The organism is Burkholderia sp. AU27893 (genome assembly GCF_002223205.1).
In the GTDB taxonomy this organism is placed as follows: domain Bacteria; phylum Pseudomonadota; class Gammaproteobacteria; order Burkholderiales; family Burkholderiaceae; genus Burkholderia.
Window position 1 is genome coordinate 198,094 of sequence record NZ_NKFD01000004.1, and the last position, 17,255, is coordinate 215,348.

Sequence of the window (17,255 nt, forward strand, 5' to 3'; positions counted from 1 at the left end):
GCCCGTCGTCAAAACTGGTATGCTGATCCTCACCACGTTCACGCGGAGGACGCCATGGCTGCTAAGGAAGTCTCGAAGAAGAAGTACCTGAAAATCCTGAACAAACGCCTGCGCGCGGAGCCGGCGGCGCCGGCCGGCGCGTCGTTCGTGTTTTTCCCGCTGGGTGCGAAGGCGAAGCACGCGACAGGTGTCGTGTCCGGCGACTCGCGCAGCAAGCGCGAACTGGCGGTGATGGCCGCGGTGCAGCGCAAGGCGGCCGAAGAGTTCATCGTCGCCGGGGCCTGACCGGCACCTGCTGTACCGCTGCTGGATTGCCGCCTCCGCCGCCTATGCGGTGGCGGTCTCGCAATGGGCGAGCGCATCGGCGTGCACGCGCGGGATGTCGCGCATGCGGGCCGGGCCGTGCCCCGGCAGGATGAGGTCGAGATCGAGCGGCTGGATCGGGCACAGCGCACCGGCCACGCAGGCGAGCGAGGGCAGGTAGTCCGGGCGCCGGCTCGAATCGACGGTCGCCGGCAGCGGGCCGTCCGTCGCTTCACGGCCGAAGCGCATCAGGATGCCCGACGACAGCAGCGCCTTGTACGCCGGCAGGTACCCGACTGACCCATTCCACTGATGGATGTGTTTCGTGAAGATCGGCACGAGTTCGACGCCGGAGCGGGGCGTCGGCACCGTGCCGGGCAGGCGCGCGACACGGTGCCTCGGCTCGGTCCGGCAGCGTCGGTCCGGCCGCGGATCCGGCCGCTTCGCGCAGCAGCCGGGCACGGCGCTGCGCACCGTCCGGCTATCGCGAACATCCGGGTCGATCAGGCGCTCAGGACATCTCGTCCGCCGCCGCCGCATAGCGGCCACTCCCACCCGCTTCATCGCCCGCCGCCAGCTGTTCCAGCGCGAGGCCCTTCGTTTCGATCCCGAGCGTCCACACGGCCAGCGCGGCCGCGATGAACGACAGCGCGCCGAGCGTGAACACGCCGCCCTGGCCGAACACCGGCAGCACGACGCCGACCACGTAAGGCCCGATCAACGAGCCGATGCGCCCGATCGCCGACGCGAAGCCCGAGCCGGTCGCGCGTGCGCCGGTGCCGTACAGCTCCGGCGTGTACGTGTACAGCGCGGCCCACATCCCGAACAGGAAGAACTGCATCGCGAGGCCGGTGCCGATCAGCAGCGCCATGCTGCCGCCGTACAGCGCGCTCTGGCCGTACGCGTACGCCATCACGCCGCCGCCGATCAGCGACGCGATGCAGGTCGGCTTGCGTCCCCAGCGTTCGACGAGCCACGCGGCGCACAGGAAGCCCGGCACGCCGCCGAGCGAGATCAGCACCGTGTAGAACACCGATTTCGTGACCTCGAAGCCGGCCTGCTGCAGCAGCGCGCCGAGCCACGACGTGAGGCCGTAGAACCCGAGCAGCGCGAAGAACCACAGCAGCCACACCATCACCGTGCGGCGGCGGTACACGCCGCTCCAGATCTCGCGCAGCGCGCCGCGCCCGCGGGCGGCGACCGGCTCGGCGAGCCGCGACGGCGGCGGCAGCGTCGTGACGCCGGCCGAGCGCATCACCTTCGCCTCGATCGTGTGCATCACCGTGTCGGCTTCCGCGTGCCGGCCCGCATGCTCGAGCCAGCGCGGCGATTCCGGCACGATGCGGCGCACGACGAGCACGAACACGGCGGGAATCGCGAGCAGCGCGAACACGGTGCGCCAGCCGAACTGCGGCAGCACGAAGTACGCGACGATGCCGGCCGTGATGAAGCCGAGCGGCCAGAAGCCGTCCATCAGCGCGATCAGGCGGCCGCGCTTCTCGGTCGGCACGAATTCCGACAGCAAGGTCTGCGCGACCGGGAATTCCATCCCCATCCCGATCCCGAGCAGCACGCGGTAGACGATCAGCGCGTCGACGCTCTGCGCGGTCGAGCACAGATACGAGGCCGCGCCCCACAGCACCATGCTCCACTGGAACACGGGCCGGCGGCCGAAGCGGTCGGCGAGCAGGCCGGCGACCGCCGCGCCGAGCACCATTCCGAAGAAGCTCGCGCTCGCGACGAGGCCGGCGGCCGCGGTCGACAGCCCGAACTCCTTGCGGATCGAGCCGAGCACGAACGTCATCGTGCCGAGGTCGACCGAGTCGAAGAAGAACGCGATCGCGATGATGAAGAAGATCCGCTTGTGATAGCCGGAGAACGGCAGGCGTTCGAGCCGGGCGGCGGCGGAGGCGGGAGCGGTGGCGGCGGGCATGGCGTCCTCTGAAATGAAAAGGGGCCGCGAAGCGCGTGCTTCGCGGCCCCGATGCTTCGTCTTCAGTAGACGCGACCACAAAATGCCGCATCAGAGGAAAAGCGCCGCCTGCTTGCTCAAATGCGTCATCGGCGGCCGCGCGGGGTGCGGCCATCGCGCATCAATTGCATCAATTAATTCTTCAGCTTGTAGCCGGTGCGGAACATCCACGCGACGATCGCCAGCAGGATCACGAGGAACAGCGACGTCGCGCCGAGGCTCACGCCCACGTGCACGTCCGCGATCCCGTAGAACGACCAGCGGAAGCCGCTGACCAGATAGACGATCGGGTTGAACAGCGTGACGACGCGCCACGCGGGCGGCAGCATGTCGACCGAGTAGAAGCTGCCGCCGAGGAACGTGAGCGGCGTGATGATCAGGAGCGGCACGAGTTGCAGCTTCTCGAAGCTGTCGGCCCAGATGCCGATCACGAAGCCGAACAGGCTGAACGTGACCGCCGTCAGCACGAGGAACAGCACCATCCAGAACGGATGCAGGATGTGCAGCGGCACGAACAGGCCGGCCGTGGCGAGGATGATCACGCCGAGCAGGATCGACTTCGACGCGGCCGCGCCCACGTACGCGATCACGATCTCCCAGTACGACACGGGCGCGGACAGAATCTCGTAGATCGTGCCCGTGAAGCGCGGGAAGTAGATGCCGAACGACGCGTTCGAGATGCTCTGCGACAGCAGCGACAGCATCACGAGCCCCGGCACGATGAACGAACCGTAGCCGATGCCGTTCACGTCGCTGATGCGCGAGCCGATCGCGGAGCCGAACACCACGAAGTACAGCGATGTGGAGATCACCGGCGCGATGATGCTCTGCATCAGCGTGCGGCGCGTGCGGGCCATTTCTGCGCGGTAGATCGCGCGGATGCCATGCAGGTTCACGTGTCAGGCTCCTTGCTTGCCGTTGCGGCGGTTGTCGATCAGGCTGACGAAAATATCCTCGAGCGAGCTCTGCGTCGTGTGCAGGTCGCGGAAGCCGATGCCGGCCGAGCCGAGCGCGTTGATCAGCTTCGCGATGCTCGCGTCGTCGCGCTGCGAGTCGTACGTGTAGACGAGCGCGGCGCCGTCGGCCGCGCGTTCGAGCCCGAACGGCGCGAGCGCGGGCGGCACGTCCGCGAGCGGGTGCTCGAGCTGCACGGTGAGCTGCTTCTTGCCGAGCTTGCGCATCAGCTCGTGCTTTTCCTCGACGAGCACGAGCTCGCCGCCGAGGATGATGCCGATCCGGTCGGCCATTTCCTCGGCTTCCTCGATGTAGTGCGTGGTCAGCAGGATCGTCACGCCGCTCTCGCGCAGCGAATCGACGAGCTTCCACATGTCGCGGCGCAGCTCGACGTCGACGCCGGCCGTCGGCTCGTCGAGGAACAGGATGCGCGGCTCGTGCGACAGCGCCTTCGCGATCATCACGCGGCGCTTCATGCCGCCCGACAGCGTCATCAGCTTGTTGTCGCGCTTGTCCCACAACGACAGCGCCTTCAGCGTCTTCTCGATATACGCGGGATCGGGCGCCTTGCCGAACAGGCCGCGGCTGAACGACACGGTCGCCCAGACGGTCTCGAACGCGTCGGTGGTCAGTTCCTGCGGCACGAGGCCGATCATTTCGCGGGCCGCGCGGTAGTGATCGCGGATGTCGTGGCCGCCGACCGTCACGCGGCCTTCGGTCGGCGTGACGATGCCGCAGATCGAGCCGATCAGCGTCGTCTTGCCGGCGCCGTTCGGCCCGAGCAACGCGAAGATCTCGCCGGGGCGGATGTCGAGGGTCACGTGCTTCAGCGCCTGGAAGCCGGACGCGTAAGTCTTGGAGAGGTCGGAGACGGAAAGGATCGGTTGCATGCTCACGGAGGGCACGGCCGGCCGGCGCGATGGCGTGCGCCGCACGTGCCCGGCGTCGCCGCCGCTGCGAAGCGGCCGGGATCGGGGACGGCATGGCGAACGGGCGTCATGTCGAACGGCGTTGTGGTGCGGGATCGCAGGACCGCCATATTAGCAATCGGTAGATGGAAATGCATTCTCGTGGAAAGGGCGTGGGGTGCCGGTGCCGGATTTGCGCGAATTGACCGCGCATCGCCGAATAACGCGGCGATTTATTTGTGGTGCGTGAACAATGGGTGCCGGTTTCGGTGAGCCGTGCTGCGATCGCGTTTCGGCGCGACCGCAGTGCGGCCGGCCGGCCGACTGTGCCGCCCGAAGGCCGTCGCGCCGTACCGGGACGGCGTGCGCGGTGCTCGCGATAATGCATTCCTTTCATCGTTCTCGGAGCGGGGCGCATGTCTTTGGTCGACTTCAAATCCGTGGCGGCCGCGCAGCCGGTCGCGTGGAAATCCACGATCGTCGGCGAGGTCGGGCCGGCCAGGATCAAGGTGCTGCGCATGGATGCGCAGCCTTACGAAGCGGAAGTGCACGACTACAACGAAGGGCTGCTGGTGCTCGACGGCCGGATGATGCTCGAGGTCGCAGGCGAGACGATCATCGTGGAGGCCGGGCAGATGTACCTCGCGCTTGCCGGTGTGCCTCATGCGGTGCTGCCGGGCAGCCACGGCACGCTCGCGATCATCGACGTGTAAGGTTGCGCCGCAACATGCGGCCGGGCGGCCGAGGCCCGGCTGGCTTGGCCAGGCGCGGATTCGCGGTCGCCATTCAAACGCGTGTTATACCGCCCGGGTATTTGTCTGAGCAAATAAAATGAAGGCTGTTTGAAAATCTGTCAAATACCGTGTAAACGCTAGGATTGCGTGGTTTCCGTCGTTTGGAACTCTGCATCCATTTACTTGTGGGTATCGTCCGATCATAGTCTCCACCAACGACGCATCACGATAACGAATCAAGCGTACGGATGGAGACCAATTCATGAGACGCCTATCCGCGGGGCCAGTCGGACTGCCGTTTCCCGTTTTTTCGCTGAATGCAGGCGCGATGCAGAGCGCGTGCCTGCGTTGCCCTCTCGCCGTGTAGCGGCGAACCACTTCCCGTTTCGATTGTTCTCACGGCGCCGTGCCGCATGACGGCGCCGCGGGAGAGCGCTTGCCTGCCGCCGCGGCGTGTGCCGCATGTGCCTGACCGGCATCGCGGCCGTTTTGCGCGTACCGTCATGCGCCGCGCATTCGTGCCGCGGCGCGATACCAACCGGCGGGCCATGCAGCCTGTCCGGACGAGACTTGTCGTACCTGAAAAGGAGGGGTTGATGATTTGCATTCCTGAATGGCGGAAAGCGGTTCTGTCGTGCGCGGTGCTGGCGCTGCCGTTCGTTGCCGGTTGCGGCGGCGGCGACGATCCGGGGCCGATCAACGTGCCGCAGTGCTCGGGCAGCGCATGCGGGCCGAGCGGGGCTGAAACGACGCCGCCGGTCGTGACGAAGCTGTGTCCGGACGCGCTCGATTACACGACGACTTATACGGGCGGCGCAGGCAGCGGCGAGTATGTGAAGGTGAAGTTCGATACCACGAAGCTCACCTATCAGATGCAGTTCATCGAATCGTCGGTGCCGACGTCGGCCGGGCAAGTCAACAACACGCGCGCGGGCCTGACGATCAGCGGCGCGTTCCATCATCCGACCACGCTGCCGACCGCCGAGCAGAACCGCTGCGCGTTCGTGCTCGACAGCGGCGCGACGAGTGATGGCGCGTATTCGGTGACGATCAACCGTGCCGATCCGCCGATGCTGTTCGTCGGCAATGGCGTGGTCGGCGGCGGGATTCCGGGGGCGACGATTGCGTACAAGGGTATCGACCTCGGGGCCCCCACGCCCATCGGCTACGTGCCGTCGCGGACGTTCGATTTCTACCCGTTCATCGGCTTCATCGAAACGGAAACCGACTTTTCGAAGGTCGCGGGCAATTACAACGAGGTAGGCATCCATCTGTCGCCGATCGGCGGGGGTGGGCAGAGCGCGCCGGGGCCAATCGGCTGGGAGCCGGACGTCGTCAACTGGAACCAGACGCTCAATGCGGACGGTTCGTGCACGATCACGCAAGGCAGCGACTACTCGTGTCAGACGACCGGGACCCCCTGGACGCTTCGCAAGAATGCGGACGGGTCGGCCGACAACGTGTTCGTGAGCAACGGGCTGCCGAATGCGTTTGGCGTGGCCTCGTATCCGATCGCGGGGCAGGGGTCGTCGCTCATCCTCCTTGCGTCGAGTCAGGCCAAAGGCATCATGATCGTCGGCAAGCTGAACGGCGTACGGATACCGGTCGTGATTCGTGTCGGCTATACGTATGTCGATCCGGCCAATCCGCTCGCGTCGGTCGCCGATGCCGAAGTCGGGATCTCGATGCTGTCGTCAGCCACCGCGATTGCCGCCAATTCGCTGAAGGGCGGTTACATCGGCGCGACCAGCGCATCCGCATGCGGCGTCGTGACGTCTCCCGGCACGACGAGCTTCTTCCCGTCGGCAGGCCCGAGCTTCAATCCAAACGTGCCGCACCCGGATCTGCCTGGCAAGTTCGTCAATGGCACCTTCCTGACGGAAGCCGGAACCTGTAACGACGGCACTGCCGTGTCGACGATGGCCGCGAACTATACGTCGACGCTGTTCCAGGGCAATACCGCGGCGTTCATTGATCCGCAGACGTCGTCGGTGACCTCGCAGTTCGCGCTCGACTATACGCAGGCCACGCCCGGCAAGATCAAGGTCACGGCCTCGCAGGACTTCAACGCGAAGGGTGCGAGCGGCAACGTGGAGATCTTCAAGAAGGGCGATACGGGCTGGATCGTGACGGCCGGCAACGTCTACGCGATGGTCGTCAACAACAGCCAGGTCAACCCGTTCTTCACGGTCGGCGCGTTCGTCCAGTAACCCTGCATTGAACACGTAAAACCGGCGGCGCATGCGTCGCCGCCGGCGAATCGAATTTCAAGAGGATTCCTATGAATTTGAAGCAATGGATGGCAGCGGCGTCGCTCGCACCCGTGCTGGCCGCCTGCGGCGGCGACGGCGACCCGCCGCCCGCACCGGTAGTTCGGCTGTGCCCGCAGACGATCGACTACAACACGGTGTTCGTCGGCGGGTCGGGATCGGGCGAGCTCGTGAAGGTGCAGCTCGACACGACGAAAATGACGTACCGGATGACGTATCTCGCATCGCCGGTGCCGACCACCACGGGCACCGTGCAGCCGACCCGCGACACGGCGCCGGCCAACGTGGTCGACGGCACGCTCGCGGACGAAACGGGGCTGCCGACCGTGAAGCTGAACCAGTGCACGTTCCGGATGCAGAACGCGAGCCTCGACCCGAACCGGCCCGCGCGGCTGTTCCTCGGCGAAGGTGTGCTGGGCGGCGCGATTCCCGGCGCGACGATTCAGTTCGACGGCGTGATCGGCGTCGGCAAGATCACGAAGACGACGTTCCCGTACTACCCGTTCATCAGTTTCTCGTCGCTGGAAACCGACCTGACGAAGATCGCCGGCAAGTACAACCAGCTCGGCTATCACCAGGTGCCGTCGCAGAGCTTCCAGCCGGTGGCGCTCGACCAGCAGGTGACGATCAACGCGGACGGCAGCTACGTCGAGACCGACAACTTCGGCAAGAAGAACGGCGGGCAGCCGCTTGCATCGAGCGCGACCGTGAACCAGCCGTTCACGCTGCGGCCCGATGCGCCGGCGTTCCAGTCGCTCAACTACCTGCCGCAGATTCCGCCGACGCTCGCGGCGGTCGATCCGGCGAAGGCCGGCAAGGGGATCCTGATCGTCGGCAAGCTGCGCAACCAGCTCGTGCCGATCTTCATCCGCACGGGTGCAGCCAACGCGGACCTCACGCAAGGCCCGCCGAGCGCGGACGACGAATCGGGCATTTCGTTCCTGAGCCCGCAGACGCCGATCGCTCAGGGCTCGCAGAACGGCGAGTACACGGGTGTCGACAGCGCGTTCAACTACCGCGCGACCGCGCTCGTCGGCGCGCAGGCCACGCTGCTCGATCCGTTCAATGCGTCGCAGGCCGCGCTCACGCGTGCGCTGAACCTCGACTACACGCAGAAGGTGCCCGGGGTCGTCACGACCGTGCATGCGGATGCGGCATCGGGGCCGGCGACCGGCAAGTTCGTGTTCACCGGCGGCGTATTCGGGTTCCTCGACATGAACGATACGAGCAACCCGTACTTCACGGTCGGCGCATTCGTGCAGTGACGCACGCCTGGATGGAGACACGGCGGCGCCGCGCGCAGATGCGCGGCGCCCGGACAGAATGAGGGGAGACTTCATGAAGAAGCTGATTGTCGCGGGTGTCGTCGCAGGCGTGTCGACGCTCGCATCGGCCCAGCAGGCGGGCGACAACGTCGCGACGCTGGGCTGGCTGCACATCATGCCGCAGGATTCGACCAACGGGCTGACGACGAATCTCGCGAGCATGCCGATCAACGGGCCGCTGCGCCTGCCCGGGTCGTTCACGTCGCCGGGCACGAGCCTGACGGTCAACAACGCCGATACCGTCGGCCTCACGCTCACGCACTTCTTCACCGACCACATCGCGGTGACGTCGGTGCTCGGCGTGCCGCCCGAGTTCACGCTGACCGGGCACGGCACGATCCGGCCGCCCGGCCCGGCCGGCGCGCTCGGCAGCGTCAACATGGACGACCCGGCGAACCAGCCGGCGGTGAAGAACGCGCGGCAGTGGAGTCCGACGGTCATTCTGCAGTACTACTTCAATTCGCCGACGGCGCGGTTCCGGCCGTTCGTCGGGATCGGCGTGGCCTACAGCTGGTTCAGCAACATCGAACTGAACGGCAACTTCGCGAAGGACATCAACGAGAACCTCGGCAGCGTGCTTGCGGCCGGTGCCGGCAAGCCGGGGCCGACGTCGGTGGAGGGCAAGGCGTCGTCGTCGTTCACGCCGGTCTACAACGTCGGCGCGAGCTATGCGATCGACAAGCACTGGGGGCTCACGGCGACGCTGACCTACATGCCGCTGAAGACCTACTCGTCGCTCGTGATCAAGGCGGCCGACGGCTCGACGCTTGCCACCACGCGCACGCGGCTGAAGGCTGACCCGCTGATCACGTTCGTCGGGATTTCCTACAAGTTCTGAGCCGACCGGTGCGCATGACGCGCGTCGGCGGCTTCCTGCGACTGGCTGGCCGGACCTTTTCGGCCGGGAGGTCGCGTTCCTGGCGGCGTGCCGCCATTTGTGAAGAGAGGGGGCAGTTCAAATGAGCATTCGCAAAATCGTATCGCTTGTTGCTGCAGTGGCTTTCACCGCGGTTTCGGCCGCGCCTGCTTTCGCAGTTACCGTTACGCGGGCCGACGGTCAGCCGATGAACCCGAACGGCGAGCCTTTTTCCGCGACCGGGCTCACGAACCTCAGCAAGGGGCAGATCACCGCGGCCTGTAACGCGACCTTCAACGGCACGATCACGTCGACCGGCATCGTCAACATCACGTCGACGACGTTCTCGGGCGGTGCGACGTGCGGGCTGATCAACGGCAGCGCGAGCAGCGCGTCGCCGTGGACGGGGCAGGCCGACAGCACGACGCAGTTGACGATCAACAACGTCAAGGTGAACGTCACGCTGCTCGGTACCTGCGGGCCGAGCAAGGTCGTGACGACGTGGAGCGATCCGAACTCATCGCTGACGTTCAACAACGCCACGCTGACGCCGGATTGCACGGTGGGCGGCACGGTCGCGACGTCGCCGAAGTTCCACGTGCAATAAGCGATCGCGGATCGAAGCGGGTGCCCGCCGCGTGCGAGGGCCGTGCGGTATGTGCGGCGGGTTTCCGCCGTTTCGATGGGTTCGTGCCGTCGCGTGTATCGGCGCGGCGGCCGGCTGACCACCCGTGTCGCGATCCGATCCGGGTGGACAGGCAGCGCCGGCGCGGCGTGCCGCGCTGCCCGATTCGACTGAATTAACCACTATTCCAATTGGCCAGAACACCCCCGGAAGACCCATGCTTACCGATCCAGCAAAGTATGGAGATGCCCGCGGCGCGACGCCTGACCGGCTGCGCACGGCCGCGTGGCTGCAGTACCTGATCGAACGACTCGACGCCGCCGCGTGCGCGGCGGACACGGGTGACGCCGGCGGCACGACCGTCATCGCGTCGCACGCGATACGCATGCGGGCTGGCGCGAACCTGTCTCGGGAAGCGGCAGCGATGCTTCACCGGCTCGCGCCGTGGATCGCCTCGGACGGCGACGCCTGCGCGTGCGACCTGAGCGACCCGTGCGGTGCATGCTCGCATGTGCCGTCGATGCAGCAACTCGCCGAAGCCGAACGTAGCTGCCCCGGCTCGCGCGCCGTGTTCGACACCGCGCACGGCGTGATCGATGCATGTGCGTTCGACGACCCCGATGTCGGCTGGGCCGCACTCGAGCGGATTGCCGGTGGTGTCGAATGCAACGGGGGCGATGGCCGTGAATGTACCGAACATGAAAAGGGCGCGCAGGACGACATGCCGCCTGCGAAGAACCTGAGAGAAAGGCTGGCCGTCGTCGCGGCGGCGAGTGGAGAAACGTCGGCCATGCCGGGCGCCGTCATCGACGCGATCGTGCTGCGTGTGTGCGGGCCGCGCAATGACGCGTCGCGTATCGACGAGATGGCTGCGCTCGTGACGTTCTCGGCCGCACTCGCCGCTGGCGACGGGACCTCTGTTGCCGCGTATGGCGGTCAGCACAACCTCGTTGCGCGGGCGATTCACACGCATCGTGCCGATCTCGCGTCGGTGGACGGGCTGCTCGCGGCGTTGTCCGTGTGCCGACTCGATTGGCTCGTCGGCGCGGGCAGCTTTTGGGCGTACTACCTGCTGGCGGGCATCGTGATTGCAGCGCCGGATGCCGTTCGGGAAGTCGGTCGCCGCTTGCATGGTGATGAATGGCAGGCGTGGCTCGATCACGTGCTCGCGTGGCCGGCGGTCAGTCGATTCGGGCCGAAGGAGGACGACGCGTTCGAAGGCCTGCGCGGTGCAATGAGCCTGACGTCGCGATGGAATCCGATCGTCCGCGGGAAGCGGATGCGGAAGCGGGGTGTTGTATCGCCCTGAATCGGGGGCACGTGGGACACGGCCGACTGATGCATCGCCTTGGCCGAAGCGACATACAAGGATTCCAAACGAATCGCGCACGAGCACCCTCGCTCGCGCCGAAGTGCCGGCCTCGTTCGCAAGCGCGAACGGGCGTCAGGCGGCGGCGCGCTGAGCCTTCGTGCTGTCGGTGCCCACGCCGTCCACGCCATCTATCCTTCCAGACCGACAGACCGACAGACCGACAGACCGACAGACCGACAGACCGACAGACCGACAGACCGACAGACCGTCTCGCGCCACCCCCGATCCAGGCACCATCAACCGAACGCAGTATGATTCCGCAGTCGATGCAGGCGATCGCTGCGCTGTAACTGCCCGCCCGCACCGCCCAAGATCTGCCAAGCTTGTTGTAAGCCGGACGAACACCGCCGCCGCGTGAGAGCGCCGCCGCGAACCCGCCGCCGGGCCACCTTCATCGAAACGGTCAGTCAGATGTCAAAGCAAAACAAGAAGATCCTCCTCCTGAGCGTCAGCGCCGGCGCCGGCCATACCCGGGCGGCCGAAGCGATCCGCGCGTTCGCCGACCACCATCCCGCCGGCATCGAAGCCACCCACCTGGACGTGATGGATTTCGTATCCACCGGCTTCCGCAAGCTGTACACCGATCTCTACATCAAGCTCGTCAGCAGCCAGCCCGCGCTGTGGGGCTACCTGTACCAGAAGACCGACGAAGTCGATCCCGCCGCGCCGTCGCAGAAGATCCGGCGCGCGATCGAGCGGCTCAATTGCCGGGCACTGCTCGCGGAGATCGAGCGGCAGCGCCCGGACGCGATCATCTGCACGCATTTCCTGCCCGCCGAGCTGCTGTCGCGCGAGATCCGCAAGGGGCGCGTCGACACGCCGGTGTGGGTGCAGGTCACCGATTTCGACCTGCACAGCATGTGGGTCGTGCCGAACATGCGCGGCTATTTCGCGGCCAACGACGAAATCGCGTGGCGCATGCATGCGCGCGGCATGGCGCCCGACACGGTACACGTCAGCGGCATCCCGATCATGCCGGCGTTCGGCCAGCCGCTCGATCGCGCGGCCTGCGCGGCCGAATTCGGCCTCGATCCCGCGCGCCGCACTTTTCTGATGATGTCCGGCGGCGCGGGCCTCGGCGGGCTCGACGTGCTGGCCGCGCGCCTGCTCGAGATGGAGGCCGACTTTCAATTGATCGCGCTGGCCGGCAAGAACAAGGCGATGCTGGCGTCGTTGCAGGAACTCGCCGCGCAGCACCCGGGCCGGCTGTTTCCGCAGGGCTTCACGCAGCAGGTCGAGCGCCTGATGGCCTGCGCCGATCTCGTGATCACGAAGCCGGGCGGCCTGACGACGTCCGAGTGTCTGGCGATGCAGCTACCGATGATCGTCAACTCGCCGATTCCGGGCCAGGAAGAGCGCAATGCGGATTTCCTGCTCGAACAGGGCGTCGCGCTGAAGGCGATCGACGACGATGCGCTCGTCTACCGGATCCGCGCGTTACTGCAGACGCCCGAGCGTCTCGCCGACATGCGCCGCCGTCTCGCGCCGCTCGGGCGGCCGCTCGCCGGCCGCTTCGTGCTCGATCGCGTGCTGGGCCTGGAGCCGGCCGCATGAGCGGCGCACGCTTTGTGCCGACGCGTCATATGGTGTTCGTCGTTGCATGGGTCGTGCTGCTCGCGTACTTCTTCGCGAACGTCGAGATCCAGATCGAAGGCAGCGCGGGCTGGGCCGCCAACCTGCCGACGTGGCGCATCGAGCATCACTGGCTGCTCGACCTCTTCTGGGGCGGGCGGCCGATGACCGGCTACCACGCATGGGTGTTCCCGTTCGTCGCGCTGTTCTTTCACCTGCCGGCCGTGTTCAACGGACGGTGGTCGTGGCGCATCGAAGCGCGGATCATCGCGTGCATCATGGTGTTCTGGCTGACCGAGGATTTCCTGTGGTTCGTGCTGAATCCGGCGTATGGCCTGGCCCGCTTCAATCCGGCGAACGTGCCGTGGCATATCCACTGGCTGGGCGTGGCCCCGACCGACTACTGGACGATGAGCGCCGCCGCGATCGTGCTGTTCGTCGTTTCCCGCGAGCGCAAGCGCGCCTTCTATTGATCTCCGACCCGACATGAAAATCGCCATCATTGCCGCGATCGCCGTCGCGTTTGCCGGGCGCGTACAGCCGGCCCACGCGGACCCGGCCTCCGAGGTGTCCGCCCGGCCGATCAAATGGGCACAGAGCGTGACCGATGCGCATGTGAACAACCTGCACCGCATCACGCCGACGCTGTATCGCAGCGCCCAGCTGTCGCGCTCGGACGTGCCGGAACTGCAGAAGCTCGGCATCCGCAAGGTCATCAGCTTCCGTTCGTTTCACGCGGACGACGCCATCCTGGCCGGCACGCAGATCAGGATGCAGCGCATCCGGATCAACACGTGGGACATCCGCGACGAGGACATGGTGACCGCGCTGAAGGCGCTGCGCACGGCCGACCAGGACGGCCCGGTGCTGATCCACTGCCAGCACGGCGCCGATCGTACCGGCCTCGTGTCGGCGCTGTACCGGATGGTGTACCAGGGCTGGACGCGCGAGCAGGCGCTCGATGAACTGCAGCACGGCGGCTACGGGTTCCATCCGATCTGGCAGAACATTACGAACTACCTGAAAAACGTCGACGTCGAGCGCTTGAAGCGGGAAGTGAACAGCGGCTGACGATCCCATGCAAAACGCCGCCGACAATGGCTGTCGGCGGCGTTTCGTCAGTACGTCGATATGCGGGCACCACGCCCGCCGCCGTCAGACCGTCTCCGGCTGCCGCACCGCCTTCGCGATATTGCGGGCCATTGCTCCATTCGCGACGAAGTAAGGCACGTCCACGCGCGCAAGCGGCTTGCGCCCGCGAATCTTGTCCGCGATTTTCTCGGCGATCATGATCGTCGGCGCATTGAGGTTGCCGGTCGTGATGATCGGCATGATCGACGCATCGACGACACGCAGCCCCTCCAACCCGTGCACGCGGCCTTCTTCATCGACCACGGCCATGTCGTCGTAACCCATCTTGCACGAGCACGACGGATGGAACGCGGTCTCCGCGCGGGCGCGCACGAACGCGTCGAGTTCCTTGTCGGACTTGCAGTCCGCACCCGGATTCAGTTCGCGGCCGCGATATCGATCAAGTGCCGGCTGCCGCATGATCTCGCGTGTCGCACGGATCGCGTCGCGGAACTCGCGCCAGTCGAGCGCTTCGGCCATGTAGTTGAACAGGATGCTCGGATGGTCGTTCGGATCGCGCGAGCGCAGCTTCACGCGGCCGCGGCTCGGCGAGCGCATCGAGCCGACGTGCGCCTGGAAGCCGTGCATCTCGATCGCGTTCGAGCCGTTGTAGTTGATCGCAACAGGCAGGAAGTGATACTGGATGTTCGGCCACAGATCGTCGTCGCGCGTGCGGATGAAACCGCCCGCCTCGAAGTGGTTGCTCGCGCCGAGGCCGGTGCCGTTCAGCATCCATTCGAGGCCGATCTTCGGCTGGTTCCACCACTTGAGCGCCGGGTACAGCGAGACCGGCTCCTTGCACTCGTACTGGATGTACATCTCCAGGTGATCCTGCAGGTTCTGGCCGACGCCGGGCAGGTCGAGCACGACGGGAATGTCGAGTTCCTTCAGCCATGCACCGGGGCCGACGCCGGAGCGCTGCAGCAGTTGCGGCGACGCGATCGCGCCGCTGCACACGAGCACTTCGCGGCGCGCATGCGCGGTCGCGCGTTCGCTGCCGCGCAGGTACGTGACGCCCGACGCGCGCTTGCCGTCGAACAGGATGCGATCGGCGAGCGCGTGCGTGACGATCTCGAGGTTCGAGCGCACCTTCGCCTGGTCGAGGTAGCCGCGCGCGGTGCTGGCGCGGCGGCCCTTCGGCGTGACGGTGCGGTCCATCGGGCCGAAGCCTTCCTGCTGATAGCCGTTCAGGTCGTCGGTGCGCGGATAGCCGGCCTGCACGCCTGCATCGACCATTGCCTCGAACAGCGGGTTCACGCCCGGCTTGCTGGTCGTGACCGACACGGGGCCGCTGCCGCCGTGATAGTCGTTCGGGCCGACGTCGCGCGTTTCGGCTTTCTTGAAGTACGGCAGGCAGTCGAGATACGTCCAGTTCTCGAGGCCCTTGTGCGTCGACCAGTTGTCGTAGTCGAGCGCGTTGCCGCGGATGTAGCACATGCCGTTGATCAGCGACGAGCCGCCGAGCCCCTTGCCGCGGCCGCATTCCATCCGGCGGTTGTCCATGTGCGGCTCGGGGTCGGTTTCGTAGGCCCAGTTGTAGCGGCGGCCCTGCAGCGGATAGGCGAGGGCGGCCGGCATCTGCGTGCGGAAGTCGAAGCGGTAGTCGGGGCCACCCGCTTCGAGCAGCAGCACCGTCACGTCCGGATCTTCCGTCAGGCGCGTTGCGAGCACGTTGCCCGCGGAACCCGCGCCGCAGATGATGTAGTCGTATTCGCGTGTCGTCATGACGGTCAGTCTCCTTTCGTGATCCTTAAAACACCGGGTTGTAGCGGCCGAGCTCGACCTGCACCGACTTGATTCGAGTGTAGTGCTCGAGCGTCGTGATGCCGTTCTCGCGTCCGACACCGGATTGCTTGTATCCGCCAACCGGCATCTCCGCCGGCGATTCGCCCCACGTGTTGATCCAGCAGATGCCGGCTTCGAGGCGATGGATCGTGCGGTGCGCGCGCGACAGGTTCTCGGTCACGACGCCGGCCGCGAGCCCGTAGTGCGTGTCGTTCGCGCGGGCGATCACTTCGTCCTCCGATTCGAAATCGAGGATGCTCATCACCGGCCCGAAGATTTCCTCGCGGACGATCTTCATGTCGTCGCGGCAATCGCCGAACACGGTCGGCGCGACGTACTGGCCGCTGCCGAAGTGGCCGTCGGTCAGGCGCGTGCCGCCCGCGAGCAGCTTCGCGCCTTCGGCCTTGCCGCTTTCGATGAAGCCGAGCACCTTGTCGAGCTGCGCGGCCGACACGAGCGGGCCGAAGTTGGTCTCGGCATCGGTCGGCTTGCCGACACGGATGCGCTTCACGCGTTCGAGCACCTTTTGCGTGAACGCGTCCTTGACCGAACGGTGCACGAACACGCGCGTGCCGTTCGTGCAGACCTGGCCCGAGCTGAAGAAGTTGGCGGTCACCGCGATGTCGGCGGCTCGGTCGAGATCCGCATCGTCGAACACGATCAGCGGCGACTTGCCGCCGAGCTCCATCGTCACTTCCTTCAGCGACGATGCACCGGCCAGCGACATCACCTTCTTGCCGGTTTCGACGCCGCCGGTGAACGACACCTTCGCGATGTCCGGGTGGCCCGTCAGCAGCGCGCCGACCGAGCCGTCGCCCTGCACGACGTTGAACACGCCGGCCGGCACGCCGGCTTCCGTATAGATTTCCGCGAGCTTCAGCGCGGTGAGCGGCGTGACTTCGCTCGGCTTGAACACCATCGCGTTGCCGGCCGCGAGCGCGGGAGCCGTCTTCCAGCATGCGATCTGGATCGGGTAGTTCCACGCGCCGATGCCGGCGCACACGCCGAGCGGCTCGCGGCGCGTGTAGACGAACGACTCGGCGCGCAGCGGCACCTGCAGCCCTTCGATCGCGGTCGCGAGGCCCGCGTAGTACTCGATCACGTCCGCGCCGGTGACGATGTCGACCGCGAGCGTCTCGCCGATCGGCTTGCCCGTGTCGCGCGTTTCCAGCGCCGCGAGTTCGTCGTTGCGCTCGCGCAGCAGGTCGACCGCGCGGCGCAGGATGCGCGAGCGCTGCATCGCGGTCAGCGCGGCCCATTCACGCTGGCCTTCCTGCGCGGACGCCACCGCGCGGTCGACGTCGGCCGCGCTGGCCTGCTGGACCTGCGCGAGCAGTTCGCCGGTGGCGGGATCGAAGGTGTCGAAAGTCTTGCCGCTCGTGGCGTCGACGTAACCGCCGCCGATGTAGAGGCGCTGCAAACCGAATACGGACATGAGGATCTCCTTG

The 17,255-nt window shown here is 66.4% G+C and carries 16 protein-coding genes; 10 read left to right on the forward strand and 6 right to left on the reverse strand.

Going from position 1 to position 17,255, the window contains the following annotated elements; genetic code table 11:
* Nucleotides 1-54: 54 nt before the first annotated feature.
* On the forward strand, nucleotides 55-285 hold the full coding sequence (locus CFB47_RS20795; RefSeq protein ID WP_039369487.1) for a hypothetical protein: 231 nt from the start codon (nucleotides 55-57) through the stop codon (nucleotides 283-285).
* A gap of 42 nt (nucleotides 286-327) precedes the next feature.
* On the opposite strand, the gene CFB47_RS20800 is transcribed toward CFB47_RS20795, so the two are convergent.
* From CFB47_RS20800 to CFB47_RS20815, 4 genes are all read right to left on the reverse strand, one after another.
* Entirely contained in the window at nucleotides 328-672 is a 345-nt protein-coding gene (locus CFB47_RS20800) for a hypothetical protein (RefSeq protein WP_179258965.1), read from the reverse strand.
* A gap of 142 nt (nucleotides 673-814) precedes the next feature.
* Nucleotides 815-2,236 (reverse strand): MFS transporter, encoded by a 1,422-nt coding sequence (locus CFB47_RS20805; protein ID WP_089462132.1) that lies wholly within the window; start codon nucleotides 2,234-2,236, stop codon nucleotides 815-817.
* Between the two features lie 173 nt (nucleotides 2,237-2,409).
* Entirely contained in the window at nucleotides 2,410-3,171 is a 762-nt protein-coding gene (locus CFB47_RS20810) for an ABC transporter permease (RefSeq protein ID WP_083266168.1), read from the reverse strand.
* A 3-nt stretch (nucleotides 3,172-3,174) separates the two neighbouring features.
* Nucleotides 3,175-4,119, reverse strand: a complete 945-nt coding sequence (locus CFB47_RS20815; RefSeq protein ID WP_089441744.1) for an ABC transporter ATP-binding protein — start codon at nucleotides 4,117-4,119, stop codon at nucleotides 3,175-3,177.
* Nucleotides 4,120-4,553: 434 nt separating this feature from the next.
* On the opposite strand from CFB47_RS20815, the gene CFB47_RS20825 reads away from it, so the two are divergent.
* From CFB47_RS20825 to CFB47_RS20865, 9 genes are all read left to right on the forward strand, one after another.
* A complete protein-coding gene (locus CFB47_RS20825; RefSeq protein WP_089458784.1) occupies nucleotides 4,554-4,850 on the forward strand; it encodes a cupin domain-containing protein in 297 nt (98 codons plus the stop codon).
* Nucleotides 4,851-5,467: 617 nt separating this feature from the next.
* Nucleotides 5,468-7,081 carry a DUF2957 domain-containing protein gene (locus tag CFB47_RS20830; protein ID WP_089462133.1) on the forward strand — a complete coding sequence of 538 codons (1,614 nt, stop codon included), beginning with the start codon at nucleotides 5,468-5,470 and terminating at the stop codon, nucleotides 7,079-7,081.
* A gap of 71 nt (nucleotides 7,082-7,152) precedes the next feature.
* Entirely contained in the window at nucleotides 7,153-8,406 is a 1,254-nt protein-coding gene (locus tag CFB47_RS20835) for a DUF2957 domain-containing protein (protein ID WP_089462134.1), read from the forward strand.
* A 73-nt stretch (nucleotides 8,407-8,479) separates the two neighbouring features.
* On the forward strand, nucleotides 8,480-9,304 hold the full coding sequence (locus CFB47_RS20840) for an OmpW family protein (RefSeq protein ID WP_089462135.1): 825 nt from the start codon (nucleotides 8,480-8,482) through the stop codon (nucleotides 9,302-9,304).
* A gap of 121 nt (nucleotides 9,305-9,425) precedes the next feature.
* A complete protein-coding gene (locus CFB47_RS20845; RefSeq protein WP_039369510.1) occupies nucleotides 9,426-9,929 on the forward strand; it encodes a hypothetical protein in 504 nt (167 codons plus the stop codon).
* A 235-nt stretch (nucleotides 9,930-10,164) separates the two neighbouring features.
* Nucleotides 10,165-11,256, forward strand: coding sequence for a hypothetical protein (locus CFB47_RS20850; RefSeq protein ID WP_089462136.1), 1,092 nt, complete (start codon nucleotides 10,165-10,167; stop codon nucleotides 11,254-11,256).
* A 474-nt stretch (nucleotides 11,257-11,730) separates the two neighbouring features.
* A complete protein-coding gene (locus CFB47_RS20855; RefSeq protein WP_089441801.1) occupies nucleotides 11,731-12,873 on the forward strand; it encodes a glycosyltransferase in 1,143 nt (380 codons plus the stop codon).
* Nucleotides 12,870-13,364, forward strand: coding sequence for a hypothetical protein (locus tag CFB47_RS20860; protein WP_089462137.1), 495 nt, complete (start codon nucleotides 12,870-12,872; stop codon nucleotides 13,362-13,364). The genes CFB47_RS20855 and CFB47_RS20860 overlap by 4 nt, the downstream gene beginning before the upstream one ends.
* Before the next feature lie 13 nt (nucleotides 13,365-13,377).
* Nucleotides 13,378-13,962, forward strand: a complete 585-nt coding sequence (locus tag CFB47_RS20865; RefSeq protein WP_089458773.1) for a dual specificity protein phosphatase family protein — start codon at nucleotides 13,378-13,380, stop codon at nucleotides 13,960-13,962.
* Between the two features lie 84 nt (nucleotides 13,963-14,046).
* On the opposite strand, the gene betA is transcribed toward CFB47_RS20865, so the two are convergent.
* Together betA and betB are read right to left on the reverse strand one after the other, a co-directional pair.
* The gene (gene betA, locus CFB47_RS20870) at nucleotides 14,047-15,747 is read right to left on the reverse strand and encodes a choline dehydrogenase (RefSeq protein ID WP_089458772.1); all 1,701 of its coding nucleotides are present in this window, start codon (nucleotides 15,745-15,747) and stop codon (nucleotides 14,047-14,049) included.
* Between the two features lie 25 nt (nucleotides 15,748-15,772).
* Nucleotides 15,773-17,242 (reverse strand): betaine-aldehyde dehydrogenase, encoded by a 1,470-nt coding sequence (betB, locus tag CFB47_RS20875; RefSeq protein ID WP_089458771.1) that lies wholly within the window; start codon nucleotides 17,240-17,242, stop codon nucleotides 15,773-15,775.
* Nucleotides 17,243-17,255: the final 13 nt, after the last annotated feature.